This is a genomic window from Lysinibacillus xylanilyticus, from assembly GCF_001183605.1.
GTDB classification, from domain to species: domain Bacteria; phylum Bacillota; class Bacilli; order Bacillales_A; family Planococcaceae; genus Lysinibacillus; species Lysinibacillus xylanilyticus.
This window is the reverse complement of the sequence record NZ_LFXJ01000013.1, coordinates 15,854-38,691: the sequence shown is the minus strand read 5'-3', so window position 1 is coordinate 38,691 and position 22,838 is coordinate 15,854. Positions and strand designations below refer to the sequence as shown.

General features: G+C 37.1%; 23 protein-coding genes. 10 read left to right on the top strand and 13 right to left on the bottom strand.

Annotation, left to right across the window (positions count from 1 at the left end; translation table 11 throughout):
* Nucleotides 1-128: 128 nt before the first annotated feature.
* On the bottom strand, nt 129-473 hold the full coding sequence (locus ACZ11_RS23210) for a YlbF family regulator (protein WP_049668913.1): 345 nt from the start codon (nt 471-473) through the stop codon (nt 129-131).
* 17 nt (nt 474-490) lie between these two features.
* Nucleotides 491-1,633: a DUF445 domain-containing protein gene (locus tag ACZ11_RS23205; RefSeq protein ID WP_049668912.1), complete on the bottom strand. Its 1,143-nt coding sequence runs from the start codon at nt 1,631-1,633 to the stop codon at nt 491-493.
* 387 nt (nt 1,634-2,020) lie between these two features.
* Here ACZ11_RS23205 and ACZ11_RS23200 point away from each other — a divergent pair, with 387 nt between their 5' ends.
* Together ACZ11_RS23200 and ACZ11_RS23195 are read left to right on the top strand one after the other, a co-directional pair.
* Nucleotides 2,021-2,224, top strand: coding sequence for a YheE family protein (locus tag ACZ11_RS23200; protein WP_049668911.1), 204 nt, complete (start codon nt 2,021-2,023; stop codon nt 2,222-2,224).
* A 231-nt stretch (nt 2,225-2,455) separates the two neighbouring features.
* On the top strand, nt 2,456-2,872 hold the full coding sequence (locus ACZ11_RS23195) for a hypothetical protein (RefSeq protein WP_049668910.1): 417 nt from the start codon (nt 2,456-2,458) through the stop codon (nt 2,870-2,872).
* A 94-nt stretch (nt 2,873-2,966) separates the two neighbouring features.
* Here the strand turns inward: ACZ11_RS23195 and ACZ11_RS26470 are convergent, their stop codons facing one another.
* A complete protein-coding gene (locus ACZ11_RS26470; protein ID WP_161804489.1) occupies nt 2,967-3,116 on the bottom strand; it encodes a hypothetical protein in 150 nt (49 codons plus the stop codon).
* Between the two features lie 978 nt (nt 3,117-4,094).
* Here ACZ11_RS26470 and ACZ11_RS23190 point away from each other — a divergent pair.
* Both ACZ11_RS23190 and ACZ11_RS23185 read left to right on the top strand, forming a co-directional pair.
* Entirely contained in the window at nt 4,095-5,420 is a 1,326-nt protein-coding gene (locus tag ACZ11_RS23190) for a hemolysin family protein (protein WP_082172875.1), read from the top strand.
* Nucleotides 5,421-5,677: 257 nt separating this feature from the next.
* Nucleotides 5,678-6,586 carry a cation diffusion facilitator family transporter gene (locus ACZ11_RS23185; RefSeq protein ID WP_049668908.1) on the top strand — a complete coding sequence of 303 codons (909 nt, stop codon included), beginning with the start codon at nt 5,678-5,680 and terminating at the stop codon, nt 6,584-6,586.
* Nucleotides 6,587-7,119: 533 nt separating this feature from the next.
* On the opposite strand, the gene ACZ11_RS23180 is transcribed toward ACZ11_RS23185, so the two are convergent.
* The 5 genes from ACZ11_RS23180 to ACZ11_RS23160 form a co-directional block, all read right to left on the bottom strand.
* On the bottom strand, nt 7,120-7,398 hold the full coding sequence (locus tag ACZ11_RS23180; RefSeq protein WP_049668907.1) for a hypothetical protein: 279 nt from the start codon (nt 7,396-7,398) through the stop codon (nt 7,120-7,122).
* A gap of 216 nt (nt 7,399-7,614) precedes the next feature.
* Nucleotides 7,615-8,355, bottom strand: coding sequence for an effector binding domain-containing protein (locus tag ACZ11_RS23175; RefSeq protein WP_049668906.1), 741 nt, complete (start codon nt 8,353-8,355; stop codon nt 7,615-7,617).
* 81 nt (nt 8,356-8,436) lie between these two features.
* Nucleotides 8,437-9,357 carry a helix-turn-helix transcriptional regulator gene (locus tag ACZ11_RS23170; RefSeq protein ID WP_049668905.1) on the bottom strand — a complete coding sequence of 307 codons (921 nt, stop codon included), beginning with the start codon at nt 9,355-9,357 and terminating at the stop codon, nt 8,437-8,439.
* Nucleotides 9,358-9,759: 402 nt separating this feature from the next.
* Nucleotides 9,760-10,407 (bottom strand): response regulator, encoded by a 648-nt coding sequence (locus ACZ11_RS23165; protein ID WP_049668904.1) that lies wholly within the window; start codon nt 10,405-10,407, stop codon nt 9,760-9,762.
* Nucleotides 10,408-10,418: 11 nt separating this feature from the next.
* Nucleotides 10,419-11,534, bottom strand: coding sequence for a GAF domain-containing sensor histidine kinase (locus ACZ11_RS23160; RefSeq protein ID WP_049668903.1), 1,116 nt, complete (start codon nt 11,532-11,534; stop codon nt 10,419-10,421).
* Nucleotides 11,535-11,884: 350 nt separating this feature from the next.
* Here ACZ11_RS23160 and ACZ11_RS23155 point away from each other — a divergent pair, with 350 nt between their 5' ends.
* From ACZ11_RS23155 to ACZ11_RS23145, 3 genes are all read left to right on the top strand, one after another.
* A complete protein-coding gene (locus tag ACZ11_RS23155) occupies nt 11,885-12,310 on the top strand; it encodes a disulfide oxidoreductase (RefSeq protein WP_049668902.1) in 426 nt (141 codons plus the stop codon).
* Between the two features lie 54 nt (nt 12,311-12,364).
* Complete coding sequence (locus ACZ11_RS23150) at nt 12,365-13,204, top strand: RluA family pseudouridine synthase (protein ID WP_049668901.1); 840 nt, start codon at nt 12,365-12,367, stop codon at nt 13,202-13,204.
* Between the two features lie 576 nt (nt 13,205-13,780).
* Nucleotides 13,781-15,964, top strand: coding sequence for a 5'-nucleotidase C-terminal domain-containing protein (locus tag ACZ11_RS23145; RefSeq protein WP_236690934.1), 2,184 nt, complete (start codon nt 13,781-13,783; stop codon nt 15,962-15,964).
* A 51-nt stretch (nt 15,965-16,015) separates the two neighbouring features.
* On the opposite strand, the gene ACZ11_RS23140 is transcribed toward ACZ11_RS23145, so the two are convergent.
* Both ACZ11_RS23140 and ACZ11_RS26750 read right to left on the bottom strand, forming a co-directional pair.
* A complete protein-coding gene (locus tag ACZ11_RS23140; RefSeq protein WP_049668899.1) occupies nt 16,016-16,846 on the bottom strand; it encodes an aldo/keto reductase in 831 nt (276 codons plus the stop codon).
* Between the two features lie 86 nt (nt 16,847-16,932).
* Complete coding sequence (locus tag ACZ11_RS26750) at nt 16,933-17,106, bottom strand: hypothetical protein (protein ID WP_169776096.1); 174 nt, start codon at nt 17,104-17,106, stop codon at nt 16,933-16,935.
* A gap of 680 nt (nt 17,107-17,786) precedes the next feature.
* On the opposite strand from ACZ11_RS26750, the gene ACZ11_RS23135 reads away from it, so the two are divergent.
* Entirely contained in the window at nt 17,787-18,632 is an 846-nt protein-coding gene (locus ACZ11_RS23135) for a VOC family protein (protein WP_049668898.1), read from the top strand.
* Nucleotides 18,633-18,801: 169 nt separating this feature from the next.
* Here the strand turns inward: ACZ11_RS23135 and trmL are convergent, their stop codons facing one another.
* Both trmL and queG read right to left on the bottom strand, forming a co-directional pair.
* Nucleotides 18,802-19,275 (bottom strand): tRNA (uridine(34)/cytosine(34)/5-carboxymethylaminomethyluridine(34)-2'-O)-methyltransferase TrmL, encoded by a 474-nt coding sequence (gene trmL, locus ACZ11_RS23130; RefSeq protein WP_049668897.1) that lies wholly within the window; start codon nt 19,273-19,275, stop codon nt 18,802-18,804.
* A gap of 14 nt (nt 19,276-19,289) precedes the next feature.
* Nucleotides 19,290-20,420 carry a tRNA epoxyqueuosine(34) reductase QueG gene (queG, locus tag ACZ11_RS23125; RefSeq protein ID WP_049668896.1) on the bottom strand — a complete coding sequence of 377 codons (1,131 nt, stop codon included), beginning with the start codon at nt 20,418-20,420 and terminating at the stop codon, nt 19,290-19,292.
* 59 nt (nt 20,421-20,479) lie between these two features.
* Between queG and ACZ11_RS23120 the strand changes: the two genes are divergently transcribed.
* Together ACZ11_RS23120 and ACZ11_RS23115 are read left to right on the top strand one after the other, a co-directional pair.
* Nucleotides 20,480-21,169 carry a B3/B4 domain-containing protein gene (locus ACZ11_RS23120; RefSeq protein ID WP_049668895.1) on the top strand — a complete coding sequence of 230 codons (690 nt, stop codon included), beginning with the start codon at nt 20,480-20,482 and terminating at the stop codon, nt 21,167-21,169.
* A gap of 14 nt (nt 21,170-21,183) precedes the next feature.
* Nucleotides 21,184-21,693 carry a hypothetical protein gene (locus ACZ11_RS23115; RefSeq protein WP_049668894.1) on the top strand — a complete coding sequence of 170 codons (510 nt, stop codon included), beginning with the start codon at nt 21,184-21,186 and terminating at the stop codon, nt 21,691-21,693.
* Between the two features lie 105 nt (nt 21,694-21,798).
* Here ACZ11_RS23115 and ACZ11_RS23110 read toward each other — a convergent pair whose 3' ends face one another.
* Nucleotides 21,799-22,440, bottom strand: a complete 642-nt coding sequence (locus ACZ11_RS23110; RefSeq protein ID WP_049668893.1) for a hypothetical protein — start codon at nt 22,438-22,440, stop codon at nt 21,799-21,801.
* Nucleotides 22,441-22,838 lie beyond the last annotated feature (398 nt).

Here is a 22,838-nt window from a genome sequence, read left to right as displayed (position 1 = left end):
ACTATTAGTATTTTTATGCCTAAGAAAGCTGTTTGATCAGGACTCTCGTTTCGACGCTAGAAAATGTTGTTTTGTTGCTAAGTTGTTGGACTTCGCCATTTACCGCCGCTTGGATGTTCTACTTAGAATTAAAATTCTTCATACAATGCTTGAATAGGCTTTATTAAAATGCGGTTTACCTCTTCAATGATCTTACTTAGCTGCATTTCTGCCTCAAGCATTGCTGAAATTTTCGCATTTTGTTGTGCAAGCTGTGCAGTTTTTTGCGCATAGACAAGCTCATCTTCCAAAATATCTTCGCCAGTTAATTGCTTCTTCTGTAGGTCAATTTGAACCTTACGGAAACTTTTGAATAAATTTAATGCCTCTTCATCTTGCTTAACAGCTGCCACTGCTTCTTTCAACGCTTCAAATTCAGGTGTTTTACGAAAAGTTGCCTCTAACGTATTAATTTCATTGTAAATATTAATCATAAACATAATTCTCCTTTTTAAATAAAGTAAACAATTAACCCTTGCACAATCCCAATCAATCCACCTAGAACTGCACCAAGTACTGTAATCATTTTAAACTCTCGCTTTGAAATACCTAGTACAAGTTCCTCTAATTTCTCTACAGGGAAAGAATCAACCTGCTCACGTACTATTTCTTGTAAATTTAAGCGTTCCAACACATCTTCTAATTTCTCTTCAGCTTTTACAAAAGCTTTTTCAATGGCTTGTGGAATCACTGTTTCCTTCATCCATGAATTACCTTCTGGCCAGTAATGTGAAATAGGATAATTTAAGCGCTCTTCAACTGCTAATTGTTCTTTTACGTAAGTTTGCAATTTCGATAATATTTGTTCAAAACGAATATCCTGTAAGAAATCCATTGCTGGGCGATCTTTTAATTTCTCAAATTCCTGAGTAAAAATTTTCGTTAATAATGCTGATGTTCCTGGTTTCTGTAAAAATTTTATAAGTTCACGCTGAACCTTCGACATGAGCGACGAAGAATCACCTAAAAACATATTAATCATTCCACCAAGTGATCCTTTTGACGATAAGAAGTCATCAATCATCGCCTTAATTATCAGTTCTCCCTCAGGTGATAAAAAATAATCCTCACCCTTTTCTAAAATATGATCAACCGCTACTGGTATCTTTGCATCAATTGTATTTTGAATATCTGCTGATAATAGTGTACGAATTGATTTCGTTGATAGTGTATTCTTAACTGATTCAAATTGTCCCTCAACAATTGCTTCTGCCTTCTGTTCAATTGTTGCTGGCATATTGGAAAACCCAGCTAATGATAGCCAATCTTGAATTGTTTTATCATTTGTAAAAATCGTTTCTTCTACCTTTGTTTGTACAAACTGTTCTACCTTTTCCTGAATATCCTTTGAGAAAAATTTCTTTCTAAAAGTTTCAGGTGTTAATAAATAATTCACAACCGTTAGCCCAAGTTGCTTTGCTAATTCGTCACGTCGTTTCGGAATAAGACCTGGTGTAAATGGCACGCGCCAATTTTTAATATAAATAGCTTTATGTGGTCGGAAAAGCATTTTTATAGCTAGGTGATTCGTTACACCACCGATTGCAGCACCGATAACGGCCATAAATATTAATGTAACTAGAAAATTATCCATTAGTATCCTCTCATTTCAATTGTATTCACTATTGGCGTATTTTGTCGCCTGCTGCACTAATTATAGCAGAGCAATGATTTTCTACGAAAGAAATTCCCTTAGATTAACTATTTTTATCCATCTTTATTAATTTTAAAATACTAATTTCAGCTCCGGGCTACTCATTTTCCAAGGAGACAGATAGTCCATTGCTAATTATGCCATGTATTAAGTTAAAAACTTGGCGACTCCAGGAAGGTGCTTAGTCGGAACGAAAAAAACCACACGTTAATATTATGTCTAAGCATATACATCGCTACTCACAAAGCATTCGTAAAGTGAATAGTTGCAAAATTACCACTATCCTTGAATAATATTAACTACACATATAAGAAATGGGGTTTGGTTATGATTCAGCATTTTAGCTTTAAGCCATTATTTGAAAATTCTCAGCTTCCAGGTTGGTCTATTTCGTTTTTTTATCAACGTGAACGTTATTCAGCGGAGTACTTAAAAGATGGCGTTATACAATGGAATGGACCTATCCCTCTAAACGAAGAGGATGTAAAAAAAATGATTCACGAGCTTATGTTGTACCATGTTTACGACTGATCAATTTCGCCTTGGCGTAATCGTAGCTGTCGCTTCACTTTCACAAATCATTTCTGAATAAAGATAAAAGTAGTATTTTCCTGAACTAATATTGCTTAAAAACACCTATTTTTTACTAATTTTAGCACTGCTATTATCTTAATATTGTTTATGTATATTGAAATTCCCTTATTTTTCTTATACATTTATGTTATCAAGTATTAAAGGTTTTTTATGCAGGAGGCTATTTCAATGAGTAAAGTCACTCTTTCTGATGACTTAAACAGTTATAATTCAAAAGCATTAATTCGTGCAAAAGTAAAAGAAGTTTTTTCCGAATTTTCCGCTAAAATTTTCGAGTTAGCGAATGAGGCTGAAGCTATTGATAGTAAAAAATTCGAGACTCTTTCTGGCTTTAAAAGTGATTTCTACAATGAATATTGCAGTCAATTAAAAGGATTTTTCAATTCATCTACTAGTGCTTTCGGAAAAAGATCTGTAAAAATTATATATTTAACGTATAAGGGCAAAAATTACATTTTTACGCAGCAAGGTATAACAGAAAAAGCACCTGTTACAATTGCACTTTACTCAGGTGAAATACCATTTAAAGAAACGCTTCACGATGTAGAAAAAGCGTGCTTAAAATTACGTTTTCAACAACAATAAATAATTAAAGTAGAAGGAGCCATCTCATATAAATGAAAATGGCCCCTTTTTTATGAAAAATTATTCTGAAATTAAAGAGTCATATTATCGCTCTTCAGCAAAACAAGGGGTTGATTTCCGTTCCGACTGGGCGCTTTGTAGCTGTCGCTTTGCTTTCGCTACAGATAACATTTGTTGCTGACGCTTCGCTTTCGCACAGATAAAACATTTGTAGCTGTCGCTTTGCTTTCGCTACAGAAAACATTTGCCGCTGACGCTTCGCTTTCGCGCAGATAAAACATTTGTAGCTGTCGCTTTGCTTTCGCTACAGAAAACATTTGCCGCTGACGCTTCGCTTTCGCGCAGAGCAGAGCTTCCTGGGGGCGTCCGATGAGCCACTTGGCCCAACAGGTATTTTTTTTGCGCGAAAGCGAAGTGCTAACTTAGCGGCAGCAGCAGGATGTTGGTCACGAAGGCGTTATCACAGGACGTGATGATTTTAGCCTTCGTTCCTCTATTGCTAATCCCCAAGGAGTCGCCCAGTCTCCACTCCAATCAACTTCTTTACTTAAGGTATATTTTTGACATATCACTCTAATTTATAATGATAAAACGTAACTTCAGCTACAATTGTTTGCGAAAGCGAAGCGACTTTCTACAACATTTACATAAATTTCTTTGACCATTTTATTTTCAACAGTACAAAGGAGCCACCTCATATGAATGAGGTGGCTCCTTTGTGTTGCTATTAAAAATAATTCATTTAAAAAAATCCGCAAGTTTAGCTCTCTTGAGATTTTTGACGTGTCGTTTTATATGAGATGTAAATGCTTCTTTCTCTAAACAAACTATCTTCTTTGCTACAATTAAAGTTAGCATACAAAATTTCTATTTTCAATCTTTTGGTGTTTGAAATTATTTAATTTTTTTCAATTTACGGTGTGAAAATCAAATCTATTATGCCTCGGCATAATTGTAGCTGTCGCTTCGCTTTCGCGCAGAAAAAAAATGTAGCTGTCGCTACAGATTAATTGCCACAGGACTTGGCGTTCTTATACTTCTTTCAGCGGATGTTTGGACACCCGCTAAAAGAAGAAAAAAAATCGTTGTCAATATTTGTGTTTTTCATGTAAATATTTTATGATTAAATCATTCAACAATTTTTTAATATCATAGGAGGTGTACACTTTGTTTACCTCCCTCATTCGGGCGGGGACAAAGGAATTATTTGGACGGAGACATAATGGAAATAACCATAAGGTTGGCGGCATTTGCCCTACTAATAATAATGACAGGATTTTTCGTTGCAACTGAATTTGCAATCGTTAAAGTAAGATCTACACGTATTGATCAATTGCTTGCAGAGGGCAATAAAAAAGCAAAAAATGCAAAACGTGTACTTTCAGATTTAGATGAATACTTATCTGCATGTCAATTAGGTATTACGATCACTGCTTTAGGTCTAGGTTGGCTTGGTGAACCTACATTTAAGATTATTTTGAATCCAGTGTTTGAATTTCTAAATTTGAGTGAAAATTTTACTACTGTCCTTTCATTTATACTTGCATTCTCAATTGTAACGTTTATGCATGTAGTTATAGGGGAATTGGCGCCAAAAACACTTGCCATCCAAAAAGCAGAATTTGTAACATTAAACCTTTCTGGTCCATTAATTTTATTCCACAACATTACGTATCCAATCATTAAGCTGTTAAACGGATCTGCACGTGGCTTAACAGGCCTTTTCGGCTTAAAAATGATGTCAGAATCAGAAGTAGCCCATACTGAAGAAGAGTTACGTATGATTTTGTCGGATAGTTTAAAGGGTGGAGAAATTAATACTTCAGAATATGAATATGTGAACAGTATTTTTGAGTTCTCTGATCGTCTTGCGAAAGAAATCATGGTCCCACGTACTGAAATCGTCGGTATTGAAAAAGAACTAACGATTAGAGAAGTTTTCGATTTAATGGGCGTTGAGCAATATACCCGTTACCCAATTATCGATGGTGACAAAGACCATATTATCGGCTTAGTCAATATGAAGCACTTATTAACTGCTTACATTAAAGACCCAGCAAATGGTGATAAGCTAGTGATTGACTATATGCAGCCAATTATTCGCGTAATGGAGACAACGCAAATTAACGATTTATTACTAAAAATACAGCGTGAACGCATTCATATGGCCATTTTAATGGATGAATATGGCGGAACATCTGGACTAGTTACGATTGAAGATATTATTGAGGAAATTGTCGGCGACATTCAAGATGAGTTCGATGAAGATGAAATTCCAGAGGTTCAGGAAATTGCAGAAGATCACTTTATTTTAGATGCGAAGATGCTAGTAGAAAACGTGAATGATATGCTAGGTACTGACATAGAAGATGATGATATTGATACAATCGGTGGTTGGTTCATGACAATGCGCTTTGATGCGGTCGAAGGAGATAGTATTGAAGAACAAGGTTATGAATTTATCGCAAAAGAATTAGATGGTCACCATATTTTATACTTAGAGGTTCTGAAATTACCTGAACGTGATTTATCAAATGACAACGATTAATAACTGACTAATAATCTATTATACCTCGGCATAATTGCGTTTGGACAAGCGCTGATATAAGATAAATTGCCTTATCCTATTTGCCTTGGTAAGATAAAAATCGAGCTTGTTTGATTTGAGCGATAAATAAAATTAGCATTTTGCTCACAACCTATAAGAGCTTCTACTGAAATAAAATATAAACGCAAAAAACGACTCCCTTACTCGAGAAGGGGGTCGTTTTATAATGCCCGAAAGTTTTGCTAGGAGGAAACAAAATGGAGCTCTATACAAATTTACGTCAAGGGGAAAAAGGTGCCTGGTTATCCATCGGCACATATATAATACTGAGCTCAATAAAACTGACAATCGGCTATATCGGAACATCAGAAGCATTAAAAGCAGATGGACTTAACAATACTACTGATATTATCGCATCCATTGCAGTATTAATTGGATTACGTATTGCCCAAATACCACCTGACTCCAATCACCAATACGGACATTTACGTGCTGAAACTGTTGCTTCACTTGTTGCATCGTTCATCATGCTAATTGTTGGCTTACAGGTACTCATCAATTCGATCAAAAGTCTATGGGAGCCAACTGGCACAGCGCCCTCGCTATTAACAGCCTATGTGGCAATCGGCAGTGCAGTAGTGATGTATATTGTTTATCGCTATAATTTGGCACTGTCCCAAAAAATAAAAAGCGCTGCTGTTAAGGCTGCAGCCTATGATAATCGCTCAGATGCGCTTGTCAGTATCGGTACAGCCATCGGGATTTTTGGAGCAATTTTCGGCTTCCCCATTATCGATACCATAACAGCTCTTTTCGTCGCACTTCTTATTATTAAAACAGCTGTAGAAATCTTTTGGGAAGCAGTTCAAAGCCTTACAGATGCCTTTGATGTTGAAGAGGTCGAAACATTATCCGTATTAATTCGCAATGTTGAAGGAGTGATCGAGCTCATCGACTTTAAAGGCCGTGCTCATGGCAATATGCATTTTATAGACGTAACAGTAACCGTCGACCCTAACTTAAATGTCTTTGAAAGTCATCGAATCACAGAGGAAATTGAAAAAACCGTTACTCATGAAAATTCCTTCTGCCAGGTACTCGTGCATATTGAGCCAGAAATAGCAATAATTCCTCCAGCAAATGTCGACAAGTCTTCTACCAATTGATTGGTAGGAGACTTGTTTTTTAACTTCTTCCAGAAAATATCTTTTGTAGCGAAAGCTAAGCGTCAGGTACATAAGTCTCCCACCTCTATTGGTGGCGAGATAAATGTGGGTTTTAATTTACTTTTCAACGGGTGTACAAACATCCGCTGAAATAGAGGAACTCAGTCTAAGAACGCCACGTCCTGTGGCAACGACTGAGTGACCAACATCATGCTGCTGCCGCTGCGTTAGCACTACGCTTTCGCGCAAAAAAACATTTGTTGGCCTAAAGCCTCCGGCGGATGTCACGGAAATCGGAAAGGAGTTCTTAGGGGATGTTAGCCTAAGATCATCGCATCCATGCGATAACGGCTAACTGACCTGCATCGGTGCTGTGTTGCTGTCGCTTCGCTTTCGCACAGACTAAGACACGTTGCTGCCGCTACGCTTTCGCGCAAAAGACATCTGTAGGCCTAAGCACAAAGCCGATTCCGGACGCAATTATGCCGAGGCATAATTGATTGTTTAGGTTTTAACTTCAACACCAAAAAGGCTTATGGTTCACCAATTCCCATTGCTAATTGTAAGAAAAAAGCATAAACCAAAATTAATACATTTGTGAATAGACCGATCCAACCGAAAATACGTTTTTTAGACAATACTAAAGAGACTACTGCAAATATAATACCGATAATTGATAAAATGCTAAACAAGGTGATACCAAAATAAATATCAAAATCGGGCCCTCTTTTTATAAAGAAAAAAATAACACTTATTATCGCTGGTAATAACGATGTAACACTTAAAATGTCTCCTACTCTTCTCTTAGCCAAATAACTTCTCCCTTCTTACAGAAATTAATGACTCGTCACCATCATTCAGTTTAATTCCTTTGTGACTCCTTATCTAACAGATGTCAGAATATTATTAATTTATTATACAAAACATAATTCTAGAAATGTATACTTCTACAATATTTCAAATATGAAAACTCCTAACACAAACAAAAACCTCCTATCCATCATAGATAGGAAGCTTAATTTGTTTAATTATTTGATTGCAATATAAATATCGACCTGAGCTTCTTGTGGGTTGGAACATCGTTCATCGTACATTTCAAAGTCACCTGTGTATGTACGCTCTACTCTTGAGCTTGCGAACCAAGCCCATACATCCTGCCAAGCTTTTACGACAACTTCTTCAAATGGACCTTTGTCAGAAGTAAACACTAAATATTTAGCAGCTGGAACTGTTTTTACGACCATCCCTTCAGGAATTTCGTCGGCTGCTAAAACTTCCACTCCAAGTGTAATTGAATACTCTCCATTAACATCTGTTTCATAGTCAGAATACAGACCATAAGTTACTTGATTTACTGCATTAGCTATTTGTCCCGTTACACCTTGTTGATAAAAGTTCGTCCATAATTGTGGGATTTTTGCTTGGGAAGTAATTTCATTCGCATTACTTGTTCGCGCTGAAATTCCTACGATTTGAAATGATTCTTTATTCATCCCAACCGGTTCTTTAATGTCATGCTTTCTCCATCTCTTTAAGCTTGGTAAAAAAGAAGTCAACATTTGACGTGCTTCCTCTTCCACCATTCCGTCTTCCTTTAAATGCGGTACACAAATTTCAATCATTTCTTTAACCGTTATATTCGGCTGCTTAAACTCTCCTAATTCATAACAATATGTGCAATAATCCTGACTTTTGTGTCCTTCTTTTTCTGTACCAAGTAAAGCCTCATCCACTAATGGCATTCCACAGCTTTGACAATAACTTTGCATTTTTAAATCCACCCTTCGTTCTATTTGTTATGACTATAACAAAGGAAACCTGACATCTGTATGTCATCAATTACGCAGAAGTTAATTTTTTTTATATAACTCAACAATTTCCTGCGCTCGTTTTAGCACAATCTCACTTATATGAGATGGTTCTAAAACTTTTAGGCGATGGCCAAAGCTAAGAAGAAAGCCATATAACCATTCATCCTCAGGCAATGAAATATTAATAGTTGAACTTTCATTATCTACATGTTCAGCACCAAATGATTCTTCTACTAATGTTGTTATTGCAGAATCGAAAGATAACGTAAGGTTTACTATATTTTGAGGGCGGTGCCACTTCTTATCCCATGGGAGTTCAGACAAGTTGACTTCTTTGCGCTGGAATGTCGTCTTCTCTTCTTTTATATCCTTCATTCTAGAAATTTTAAATAAGCGAAAATCCTCTCTCAATGTGCAATAGCCATAAACATACCAAACTTTTCCCTTCTGTACTAAAGTGTGTGGCTCTAATAATCGTCTTGTTATACGACCATGTGTAGTAGAATAAGTAAAGCTTATATGATGCTCGTGTTCAATCGCATTTTTTAATAACGTAATCTGTTCCTTAAATATAACATTCGGCCCCCAAGGACTAAGGTCAATAAATAGTTGATCGATAGATTGTTTAACTTTCTCATCCGCAACACCTGTCAATTTTTCAAGCACCGCTTCAGCATGTGAATCCTCGTATGTTGTTAGCGCACTTTTAATGGCAATAGAAAGTGAAGTAAGCTCCTCCTTCGTCAGCACCTGCTTATCAACACGGTAGCCATCAATTAAACTAATCCCACCATTAACCCCCTGCTGGCTAATAACAGGAACCCCAGCACAGCTCAACGTTTCAATATCTCGATAAATAGTGCGAACTGACACATTAAATAAATCGGCAAGTTCCTGCGCTGTCACTTTTTTACGATTTATTAAAATCATTGTCATCGTTAATAGACGCTCTAATTTCATATTTGTACCCCTTTACGATAAATTCTATTTGTTCTTTGCTAATACCTACTAATTCCATATCTAGCTCTATATTAATTGATATTTCTAACAAAGTTTATATTCAAAAATAAAGACTCTTCACTTAATTATGTACTTACCTACATGTTCCAAAGGGGCGTGACCTCTTCTTCATATACTTTTATACCATCAATATTTTTTGATTTAAAATAATTCATTAAAAAATGACGAGCTCCTATGAACTCGTCATTTTTTAATCATCAAGCTTATCACCTAGGTTGGTTTTCCGTTCCGGTGTGGGCGATTTCCTAGAGTCGCCCAACCTTCACTCCAATCAACTTATATGCATGTGATATGGTTTATTATCCCCTGTTTTTCGGCCGTGACTAATAACTTTTTTAACTCTTAAACACCACTACCCTCAGTCAGCCCATGCTTCACTGCATAAAGAGCAGCCTGCGTACGATCTTGTACTTGTAGCTTTGTGAAAATATTAGATATATGAGTTTTCACAGTTTTTTCTGTAACGAATAAAGAGGAAGCAATTTCTCGATTACTTTTTCCTTTTGTAAGCTCCGCAAGCACATCCTGTTCACGAGGTGTTAGTGGGCTTAAAACATGAGGTGCATTTATTGATTCTTGACGGTCCATTTCAAGGGTTGTCGTTGCTTCTGGATGTAATGTATTTTCGCCTCTCATAATACGACGAATGGACAATACCAACTCATCAGGTTCAATATCTTTCAACTGATAGCCTGCAGCTCCTGCCTCCATTGCTGGCACTACATGATCACGGTCTGAAAAGCTAGTCAGCATTAGAATTTCTATTTGTGGAAACTTAGCTTTAATGCGCTTTGTTGCCTGAATCCCATCCATCTCAGGCATTACCAAGTCCATGAGTATAATATCTGGCTGTATACTTTCCGCTAAAGCTACTGCCTCAAGTCCATTTTTCGCTTCTCCTACAACTTCAATATCTTTCTGTGTTTTTAAGAAAAATAATAATCCCCGACGCACTACATGATGGTCATCTGCGATTAAAACACGTATCATACTCTTCCCCCCTAATATGGCAAGCGGATTAACAGCTCTGTTCCTTTGCCAATTTCACTAACCCAGTCAGCTTTGCCACCAACTGATTTTGCACGATCCTTTATGGATTGCAAGCCTATCGAAAGTAGCTTCGTGTTATTATCGATGACGAAGCCTCGTCCCTCATCACGAATAACAAGTAAAATATCTGTAGAAGTAACCGTAATATAAAGTGCTGCCTCTAGCACACCAGCATGACGACGAACATTATTAAGTGCTTCTTGGGCTACCCGAAATAATGTTTCTTCAATACGTGATGGGAATTGCAGTACACCTGAAACCGTTACATGAAGCTTCAAGCCAAGCATTTCAGCATACACTTTTATCGCTTCAAGTAAACCATTTTCTAATCCTTTTGGACGGAGCTGCCAAATAAGAGCACGCATTTCTGTTAAGGCATCCTGTGTTAAGTGCTGAATCTCCTTAAACGTTTCCTTCACATCACTATCGTTTGTCATTTCAATACCAGCTCTCGCCGTTAATGTAACCGAAAAAAGTAGCTGATTCACGGAATCATGTAAATCTCGAGCTAGACGATTGCGCTCCTTCACAAGTGCCATTTCCTGCTCCTGCTTAGTCAGTAAAATACGCTTAATGGCTGATCCCATCTGAAATGCAACCGATTCAAGTAATGCTAGCTCTTCCTCTGAAAAACGCACGGTATCCTTCGATGCAACATTTAAGACACCAAAACGCTCTTGTCCAGATTGAAGCGGCACTGTTGCATGATGTGTAATGCCCTCGTGATCGCCAACATTTGCTGCAATTGCACTTTCAATACGTTGACATTCAATAATATTAGAGGCTTTTTTTAATTCCTCATTACGATAGCGGGAAACACACCAACAGCCTCCCTTTTTTAAATAATGGCAATTTTTATACTCCAGTGCCTCTGGTAAATTGACATGGACAACAAGCTCTGACCGCCCTTTTTCATCGATAAAAAAAATCCAGCCTGTTTCAAAATTTGTGCCATTTAAAAATTTCACAAGTGCTCCCTTTAACATCGACACAATTTCAGTTTCTTCGTTTAATAACTCTGCAATCTCTTTTAAAATACCAATATTGGAATGATCATTGTCCCTCACGAAAACACCTCTTCTTTGGCATTACTAATTTTAATGATAACATTTCAAAGTCTGGAACGTCTGCCTCAGCCATTCATACTTTAGACTGAAATTTTTTTGCTTCGTTCAGCAGGTGTCCAAACATCTGCTGCTGACGCTACGCTTTCGGTACAAAAGACATCCGCTGAAATAGAGGAACTCAGTCTAAGAACCCCACGTCCTGTGGCAACAAAGCCTCCGGTGGATATCACGGAATTATGGCAAGGCATAATTGATAAAAATATTCCTTATTTTAGGTAAGTTAATTTACATATAAAACTAGAACAACTATAATCAAACAAGTACATGGTTATACTAAGGGGAGAATTTATATGTCTAAAAAAGTGGAAAATGGCTTATTATTTATTTGGATTGTCTCTGTAGTTGCAACACTGGGTTCCTTATACTTTTCTGAAATTCGTCATTATGAACCTTGTAAAATGTGTTGGTACCAACGAATTTTCATGTATCCAATAGTCATAATGACAACAATTGCCTTTATTCAAAAAAATGCACGTATTGCTGTAACAACAGCTGTTTTTGCCATTATGGGAGGCAGTATATCACTTTACCATTATGGTATTCAAAAGCTTAGTTTTTTAGCTGAAACTGCACCTTCTTGTGGTCTTGTTTCATGTACTGGTCAATATATTAACTGGTTAGGTTTTATTACAATCCCATTTTTAGCGCTAACTGCATTTATTTTAATTGCAGGGGCAAGCTTTTATGTAATGAAGGCTGCTAAAACAGCAAATTAATTACGAGACCGTGTTCTACAATTGGGATACGGTCTTTTCTACGGAGGAAGATTTATGTTTCACTATGAAATAAATACGAATAATTTGACAGTCGAGGATTTATTACGCAATCATTGGCGACTCGGTAAAAAGATAGTCCATGAATTGCGAATGGCGAAGGCTATCACAACAATTGACGGAGAGCCTATTCAATGGAATGATCCACTACAGGTAGGAACAATCATAAAATTCACATTCCCAATTCCGACATCCAATTATCAACCTACACCGGTTTGTGCAATTGATGTCGTCTATGAAGATGACCATTGTTTGATCGTTTCTAAACCAAAAGGTATGTCGACACATCCAAATGATGCACGCGATACTCACACTTGTATGAATCATGTTATGGCTCATATTAAAGAGCAAGGCGGCACTTATGCGGAGCATGTCCATCGTTTAGATAAAGGGACACAAGGTTTGTTGCTTGTAGCAAAACATCCTTTAGCAAAATCAATCTTTGACCGTATGATTGAGGAAAAATCTATTATTCGAACATACGCTGCAGAGGTGCAAGGGAATTTACGCTCTTCATCTGGCACGATTTCTGAAGGAATCGGAAAAGATCGACATCATGCAACAAGACGTGTCGTTTCAAAAACTGGACAGCATGCGGTTACACACTATGAAGTTGTAGCGCGCTATAAAAGCTCTTGTGTTGTCCATCTAATTCTTGAAACAGGAAGAACTCATCAAATTCGCGTACATTTAGCACATATCGGCCATCCGATTATTGGAGATACAATGTATGGAGCAAGAGAAACTGCAAGTGATGACTACGAGCTCCACGCTATTCAATTGGAATTCGAGCATCCATTTTTAAATAAGACGATCGTTGTAAAGGATCAGCAGTAATTATCGTACTACATTTTCTATTGTTGGACAGCTAACAATAGGAAGTGTAGTTTTTTTTATGCCTTTATTTAAGTCGAAATCTTCATATTCTGCAGTATCACAAAACATCCATCGAAAAAGCAATATTCCTTTACTTAGGCTCATCATCAATGGTTTGAAATGATATTTGTAAAAAAGTATGCCATGTATATAAGTTGATTGTAGTGTGGACTGGGCGACTCATCGTGCGCCTTTGTACTCCCGTGGCATTATACCGGAGCTGATTGTTTTTACTACCTCTCCAGCTTCAAGAACTGCTCCAGAAAAAGCCAACTGAGCAAACGAGCAATACTTGCCCAGGAAGGTGCCCACTCTTAACAGAAATGAACCCCACTCCACAGTGACGACACCAATATTTCAATATATTTACTTATAATTCTAAAAAAGTATAAATATATTATTTAACATTTCTTTCATCTATTTTTTACAGTAATTTTAATATGCATTTCTATTATTGGTAATGACGATGCGTTTTTTTCATGGTAGAATTAGAGTAAATTGTCAGTCATCTGACTAATTATGAGGAGGAATTCATTGATGAAATGGGTTAAAAGTATTGCAGCAACAACTCTAGCTGCTAGTTTACTAGCTACACCAGGTTTTGCCGCACATGCAGCGGAAGCAACACCAACAGCTACAAAAGATGGTTTCAAATTAACAATTCTACACTCAAATGATACGCATGCACACGTTGAGGATGCTCCAAAGCGCGCAACAAAAGTAAAAGAACTTCGTGCAGCAAATGCAAACTCACTTCTTTTAGATGCTGGTGATGTTTTCTCTGGTACTTTATACTTTAACGAATTTGCTGGAGAAGCTGATATGAAATTAATGAACTTAATGGGTTATGATGCCATGACTTTTGGTAACCATGAGTTCGATTTAGGATCAAGCCCAGAAGGACATGCTGCACTTGCCAAATTCGTTAAGGGCGCAGAGTTCCCATTACTAGGATCCAATCTAGATTTTTCAAAAGATTCTTTATTCGATGGCTTACAATTCAAAACAGTCACAAAAGACTTTAAAAACGGTCAAATTTATGACGGTATCATTAAAGAGATCAATGGAGAAAAAGTAGGTATTTTCAGCTTAACAACAGAAGAAACACCTACGATTTCAAGTGTTGCTAACGTCAAGTTTGCAAACTATGTCGACTCTGCGAAAAAAGCAGTAGCAGAATTTGAAAAGCAAGGTGTTAACAAAATTATCGCATTAACACACATAGGCTACGATGACTCTGCAGATTGGGATAATGACCAATTACTAGCAAAAACTGTAGAGGGCATTGATGTAATCGTAGGTGGTCATACACATACGAAATTAGACAAGCCTGTGAAAGCTGAAACACCATTTAAGAATCCTACAATTATCGTTCAAACAGGTCAATATAGCGAAAATTTAGGTGAATTAGATTTAACATTCAACGATAATGGCGCCGTTGTTGACTACTTCGGTCAATTACATGCTTTAAATGATAAAGAAAAGCCTGTAGCAGCAGATCCTGAAGCTACAGCACTTTTAGCACCATATAAAGAGAAAATTTCAAAAATATTAAATCAATCAACAGGTAATACAGCTGTTTCACTACTAAATGGCGGTCGTAATCTTTGGGGCGTTCGTGCTGGTGAAACAAACCTTGGTAACTTAATTACTGATGGTATGCTTGCTGGTGCTAAGAAAATTGACCCAGAAGTACAATTTGCATTCCAAAACGGTGGTGGTATCCGCGCAAGTATTGATGCAGGAGATATCACTGTTGGAGAAGTTATGACAGTTATGCCATTCGGTAATACTCTTGGTATCGTAAAATTAAAAGGTGCTGAAATCTACGAAATTGCGGAACATAGTGTGAAAGATTTCCCTAAAGAATTCGGTGGCTTCCTACACTTCTCAGGTTTACAAGTAGAATTTGATGGAAAAGCACCTGCAGGAAAACGTGTAACTTCTATTAAATTAAATGGTAAAGAGCTTGATAAAGCAGCCTATTATAAAGCGGCAACAAATACATTCACTGCTAAAGGTGGAGACGGCTACGATACACTGAAAAAAGTTTATGAGGATGGCCGTGTAAGTGAACCTGGTACGATTGACTATGAAATGTTTATCGAACATTTAGATACACTGAAAAAAGTTGATCCAAAAGTAGAAGGACGTATTATTGCGACAATTCCATTTAAAGATATTGCAAAAGGCTCAGAAACTGAAGGCTATGTTCGTGATCTTTATTACCGTGATTTAGCAAAAGGTACTTCTGCAACAACATATTCACCAAACGCAAACTTAACTCGTGCACAAGCTGCATCATTTATCTCACGTGCCTTAAAGCTTGAAGCAAAAGGTCAAGCTTCATTCTCTGATATTGCTAATTTAAATGATGCAACACAAAAAGAAATTGCAGCGCTTGCTGAAGCTGGAATTGTTCAAGGTACAAATGGTAAATTTAATCCAAATGCGAAAGTAAAACGTTATGAACTTGCATTAATGTTTACTCGTGCATATAATCTACAACACGATGCAAAAACTGGTTTAAAAGCTGATTTCAGCGATATTTCTAAATACGACACTGAAACTCAAAATGCTATCGCACTTATGAAAGACTTAAAGATTGTTAGCGGCGCAAACGGCAAATTTATGCCTGGTGACAACGCTACACGTGCACATATGGCAAAAATGCTTTCTAACTATATTCCTTTTGTAAAAGAATCTAAAGAATCTAAATAATATATTTACAAAATCCCGCTTCTCAAATTAGAGAGCGGGATTTCTATTGCACTAAAAATTAAATTTAAAATTATCTGGGTCCTGCCCAAATCGTTCATTGCGATTTAATGTAGCTATTTTATCCATTTGTGCTAGTGTTAATTCAAAATCAAAGATCTGTGCATTTTCTTCAATACGACTAGGTGTTACAGACTTCGGAATAACAAGTGTATCATTTTGTAAATGCCAACGCAGCACTACTTGAGCAGCTGTTTTCCCTACTTCACGACCAATTTCCATAATTGTTGGATTATCAAGCACACCACCACGACCTAATGGAGACCATGCAGTAACAGCAATTCCATGTTCACTACAATATGCTCTTAATGTGTCTTGCTGTAAATATGGATGCACCTCTACTTGGTTGACCATTGGTGCAATATTTGCTTTAGTTAATAGCTTTTGTAAATGGTGCTCATGGTGATTTGAGACCCCTGTTGCACGAATTAATTTTTCATCATATAAGCGTTCAATTGCTCTATACGTTTCTTCAAATGTTTCTGGTACTGCCCAATGTGTTAAATATAAATCTAAATAGTCCATATTTAACTTTTTTAATGACACTTCAAAAGCTCTCAATGTTTCATCATAGCCTTGGTCATTATTCCAAACCTTTGTCGTCACAAAAATATCCTCACGTTTTACGCCTGAATGACGAATAGCTTCGCCCACCTCAGCCTCATTACCATAAAGAGAAGCCGTATCAATAGCTCGGTAGCCAAATTTAAGAGCTTTATCAATAGCCTGCAAAGTCTCATCACGCTCTGTCATTTTGTAAACACCTAAGCCAAAGAGAGGCATTTCCGCACCGTTTGCTAATGTTTTTGTTGATTGTAAATTCAAGAATAACACCCCCTTTCTTTTCCTAGTTCCATTATACAAAAAATTGGTTTTAAGAAACATAAGGAAAATCCGCGGGGAATTTCTTATTAATCTTTCGCTTCCTCTTCATAATCATCTACTTGTATAGGATCTGGAATTCGATCGTCTTCAACAAGTTCTAGACCATCACGCAAATGCTCCATTTGCTTCCCCAAATCCTGTAATTCCTTAAAATTTCTAGCCATTGTACCGTTTTCGATATTTGGAACCTTTTTTTCCATTATTATCACCTCTCTTATAGTTTTCCCGAAATAGTTATTTCCGAACCATTTCTGACATATTTTATTCCTCTATGTCGTTTCATTTTTATAGTGGATAGGCTATACTAAAAAGAGATTTCTTTATAAACATGAGGAGGGTTCTTCCATGAGTTTAATTTTAATTATTGGTGTAACTGTTGCGTTCTTAACTGCTATTTTCACTGCTGGTTACGAAGGCAACTACAGATCAGAGAAGTAATACCCCAAGAAAATCACTAAGCATAAATAGATGCTTAGTGATTTTTTTGTTGTTGAAAAAATATATGGTAAAGAATAAGTGTCATAATTAAATAAAGTTGGTTCTTTGGCAAAGCGAGGAGTTGATTTCCGTTCCGACTGGGCGAATTGTTGCTGTCGCTTCGCTTTCGCACAGAGCAAAGCTTCCTGGGGGCGTCGGGGCCACAGATGTTTTTTGCGCTAAAGCGTAGTGAAACGTAGCGACAGCATCAGCAGGATATTGGTCACGAAGGCGTTATCACAGGACGTGATGCATTAAGCCTTCGTTCCCCCATCCGCTTCGGTTACTTTTCTTATTTTTCGGAACAATATAATTACTTGACATTTTGTACTTTATAAAATAAACTTACTTACATAAAGTAACTTGATGATTAATGATAACTTATATTTGGAGGTAATTAACTATGCATTTTCATGAAAAACCTAACACATATGTCACGAATGTTGAAATTAAAGTGAGCGATTTACAACGTTCATTAACTTATTATCAGGAGGTCATTGGCTTTAAAGTTTTACATCAGGAATCTCATAGAGCAACTCTAACAGCCGATGGCAAAACAGCTTTACTGACAATCGTCCAACCTGAAACAGTAGCAGAGAAAACGAGCTTAACAACTGGACTTTATCACTTTGCAATTTTATTGCCTACTCGTCGTGATTTAGCAAATATTATTACTCATTTCCATAACAATGGCGTCTACTTCGGAGCATCTGACCATGATGTAAGTGAAGCACTTTATTTAAATGATCCTGATAATAATGGTATTGAGGTTTATGCGGATCGCCCTGAAAATGAATGGACTTGGCATTTCGACCAAGTGCATATGGTTACGGAACCTCTTAAAATCCATTCTATATTAGAGAAAGGCGATGGTAGATGGGCTGGCCTACCAGCTGATACGTTAATGGGGCATATTCATCTATCAGTTTCTAATTTAGCTGCCACAGAGGAATTTTATACTAAAGGATTAGGATTTGAGATTGTCACTCGCTATGGAGCACAAGCTTTATTCATCTCAACTGGCCGCTATCACCATCATATCGGTTTAAACACTTGGCACTCTGAAAACGCACCAAAGCTTGGTGAAAATCAGGTTGGCTTAAAAACATTTTCACTGCGTCTAGATAATGAAGAGCAAGCAGCAACAATGAAAGAAAATCTACTTGCAATTGGTGCACCTGTTAATGATATAGATGGAGGTTTCCAAACAGAAGACCCATCAGGTATCGTTGTTTTAATGAAATTTTAAGAGCGATGTGACGGGCTATCCGGCGGTTTGAGGATTGTATCCGTCGCTTGACAGGTTCTTTCCGTCGCTTGCAGAAATAAAATTAATAATTTTCACATCAGAAAAGCGCGAGAAATCAACATTTCTAAATTGATTTCTCGCGCTTTTTAATGTTTTGATCAGTTTCTTTTTAATGTAACCCAGGATATCCTTGTTGACGCAATGCCTCATAAATAACAATTGCTGCTGTATTCGATAGATTGAGTGAACGAACATGCTCACTTTGTGGAATTCGTAAGCACATATCTTTACGCTCATACGCAAAATCCTTTGGCAGGCCAGTCGTTTCTTTTCCAAACATAAAGTAAATATCACGATCTTTATCACTAAAATCATGTGTCGTAAATGGCTCTTCACTATATGTTTCAATTAAATAAACGTCGCCATTTTTGGATGCCTCTAAAAAATCCTCTAGCGAATCGTGGTACACGACATTGACACTATGCCAATAATCTAAGCCGGCACGTTTTAGCATTTTATCGTCCGTTGAAAAGCCAAGAGGGCGAATTAAATGTAATGAGGTATTTGTGCCAGCACATGTGCGTGCAATATTTCCTGTATTTGCTGGAATTTCTGGTTGATATAAAACGATATGCAATGGCATAACGGTACACTTCCTTAATTAAAAAATTGTAAACCTTTATTAATTTCAACGAGTACTTCCTCGTCTTGTTCTTTTCCTTTTGCCTTAAGTAATGCAGATTGAGACTGCTCTCCGCCTATTTTACCTAAAGCCCATGCCGCTGTCCCTCGAATTACTGGTCGTTCATCCTTTTCAAGAAGTGCTACTAAATCTGGTACCGCAGCTTCCTCTTTAAAGTGCGCAAGTGCCGAAATAGCATTGCGTTGAATTGGCTTTTTCCCCCGCCATGAACCAGAAACATGTCCAAATTTTTCTTTAAAGTCACGATTTGAAATCGTTAAAAGTGGTACAAGTAATGGCTTTGCAAGCTCTGGGTCAGGTTTAAATTCCTCATGTATCCAGTTAATCTTCCCCTTATTCTTTGGGCATACGGTCTGGCATGTATCACAGCCATACAAACGGTTTCCAATATGGGTACGAAACTCATCAGGTAGCATTCCCTTAGTTTGCGTTAAAAAGGCTATACAACGCTGAGAGTCCAACTGTCCTCCCTCGATTAACGCGCCTGTTGGACAAACATCTAAACATAAACGGCAATCACCGCATTCATCCTCCATAGGCTTATCAGGAGCAAAAGGGATATTCGTAATAAGCTCTCCTAAATATACATAAGAGCCGAACTCAGGAGTAATAACCGAGCAGTTTTTCCCGCTCCAGCCTATCCCTGCACGCTCTGCCACTGCCCTATCCACAAGTGCACCCGTATCAACCATTGATTCAATACGTGCACCTTCTATGCGTTCCTCAAGCCAGGCTGATAATAATTTCAAGCGCTCACGTAATGCTGTATGATAATCGACGCCCCAAGAAGCACGACAAAAAATTCCCCGTCTTGAACCCTTTTTGCCTACAGGTGCATCTTGCATACGCGACGGATATGCTACTGCTATCGCCACAATGCTCTCTGCTCCTTCTAACAATTGTAGGGGTTCGGTACGTTTTTCTATATCGCTTTCTTCAAAGCCAGACTGATAGCCAAGTTCTTGCTGACGGCGCAGTCTATTTTTTAATTCTGTAAATGGAGCTGCTGTTGTAAAGCCAATCTTGTCTACACCAATGGACATTGCATACGCTACAAATTCACGTTGTAGGTCATGTATGTTCATTTTATTCCCAACTCCTTACATGGTACAATAATAAAAATAGATAAAGTAGGTGATGTTTTATGGAAATTTCAATTAATCGATCTCTATTGACACAACATCCCGAGCTTAAAATCGGCATTATTCATTATACCAAAATTGTCGTTGCAGAATCGCCTCAAATGATTAAAGGCCGCATGCAATTGTATCAGGAAAACCTTTTTTTAGAACTGCAAGATAGTCCTGTAACGCAACGAGAGGGTATCGCAGAATGGCGACAATTATGGAAAAAGCTTGGTGCAGATCCAAACCGCTATCGTCACTCAGCAGAAAGCTTAATGCGCCGCATTAGTAAGGAAAATTATTTAACACCACTTCACTCAGGTGTTGATTTAAATAATTTCTTCTCCCTCCAATATGAGATTCCAGTAGGCTTATATGATGTAGATAGACTAAAAGAAAATATAGAAATCGCACTTGGTAACGAGGAAACAGGCTATGAGGGCTTAAATGGTCGTTTTAATTCATTAAAAAATATCCTTTATAGCTATGATGCTGAAGGAGCATTTGGGTCACCATTTGTCGATTCTAAACGTACGTCTGTTTCAGAGGAAACGACCGAGGCTTTACATATCTTCTACCTCCGTCCATCATTGTCAGAAGAACGTGCGGAAGAGCTTCTTGCATCTGCTGGTAAGATGTTTAATCAAATTCATGGCGGCGATTATAAAATGGCCCTATTAACAAACGCAGCACCATCTACTACACTGTAAAAGGACGTGTTTTTATGATTAATCTTGCAGAAGCCGTTAAGCTAAAAAGTATTTTAGCAAAAAAAGTTCAGGAGCTTGTTAGTGAATTACATCGTAGCGCTTTTGTAACTGTTGAAAAAGGACAAGCACCCAAAACAAGTAATCGCGCAATGAAAGTAATTGAAGCTGAATTAGCTCAAGTACGTCTCGATGTTCGTACATTAGATCGTTTAGTATATGAAGCAAATATAATAAACACAGTAGACTTTAAAAGTGAAAAACTAGCATTAGTTGAAGCGATTGAACTCGCAACACAGCTTCGCGCAGATGTCGAGCTTTGCAAACAGTTTAGTATGCATGAAAAAGAAAGTGTACGCGTGGGTTATGGTGAAACTACAATGCTTTATGAAATCGCTATGTATGAGCCAGATGAGTACCGTGAACGTGCTATAAAACTAGAGAAAGATGCCCATAAATTATCGAATCTTATCAATGCAAAGAATTATAGCGTTGAAATTAATTTTGATGATTCTCGTTATTTCTAATCTCGAGCGCCAAGGCTATTATTTAGCAACAAAAAAAGCATCCTTTTTGAACTGCACCTCCAATTGTGTTTAACAATTGGAGTGCAGCTTTGGGATGCTTTTGTTCTACTTACTTAAATCATATTTAATTTCAAATTTCCCTAAATCCCAATCAGCATAAAGAAAAGTTACATTAGTCTTAGTGTTAGGATCAGTATATGTATAATTCTCCTCGTCAAAAGCTATATCACTTTCTTCGTCATATTTATCTATATTCAACCCTAGTGCATCAGCAATTGCCATCGTGGATATGATTCCTTCCGCCCATTCTTCTCCATTTTCACTTAATTCGTTTGCGGGGACTCCTTCTATAGAAATAGTATAACCAATTATTTTTTTATCTTCATTATATTTAGCGTCTATCTTATAATGACCCTTATGTTTTTTATAATCAGTTTCCAATAAGATTTGTGAGAGAGTATTTTCCTCTTTATTCAGTTCACTAGTTATTGGTTCTTGAATTTTCGCTATCTCAATTCCTTTTTCTTGATACTGTTTAATAAAATCAACTCTGACATTGTATTTTTTAACAAACTTTTCTACCGTAGCCTTTGATTCAGGATCAACTTCTTCAAATTTTACAGGAACGACTTTTTCTTCTTTTATAACCTCTTCTTTCTTTACATCTTCCTCTTTTTTCTTCTCAGTTCCCTCTCCGGAACATCCAACTAGCATAACTGCTAGTAGTAATAATAAAGCTTTCTTCATTACCTTATTCCCTCCGAATGCATATCAATAAAAATATACGTTATTAGACTCAATGGAATAGAATTATTATATAGAAAAATTACCAAATTACTATCCGACTTACTCTAATTACAATTCTGACAAAATAAGGTTTACATTTCCACAATTATCATTCGCTATTTTTCGACATTTTGTGAAAAATTAAGATTTTGTGGGATATTAAAACTATATTGAATACCCATTTTAAAAGCTCAATTGCACCGAAGCAATTACAAAAGACAAACCGAGTTTTCATGGCTTCTTAATAAATAAAGGCTTGTATATCAAGATTTAAGCTAATAAAAAGTAGGACGAGTATGTATATAGGAATAACGAATTAAAATCTTAAATAAGTTCGCCATTCAACTACACACATTTCA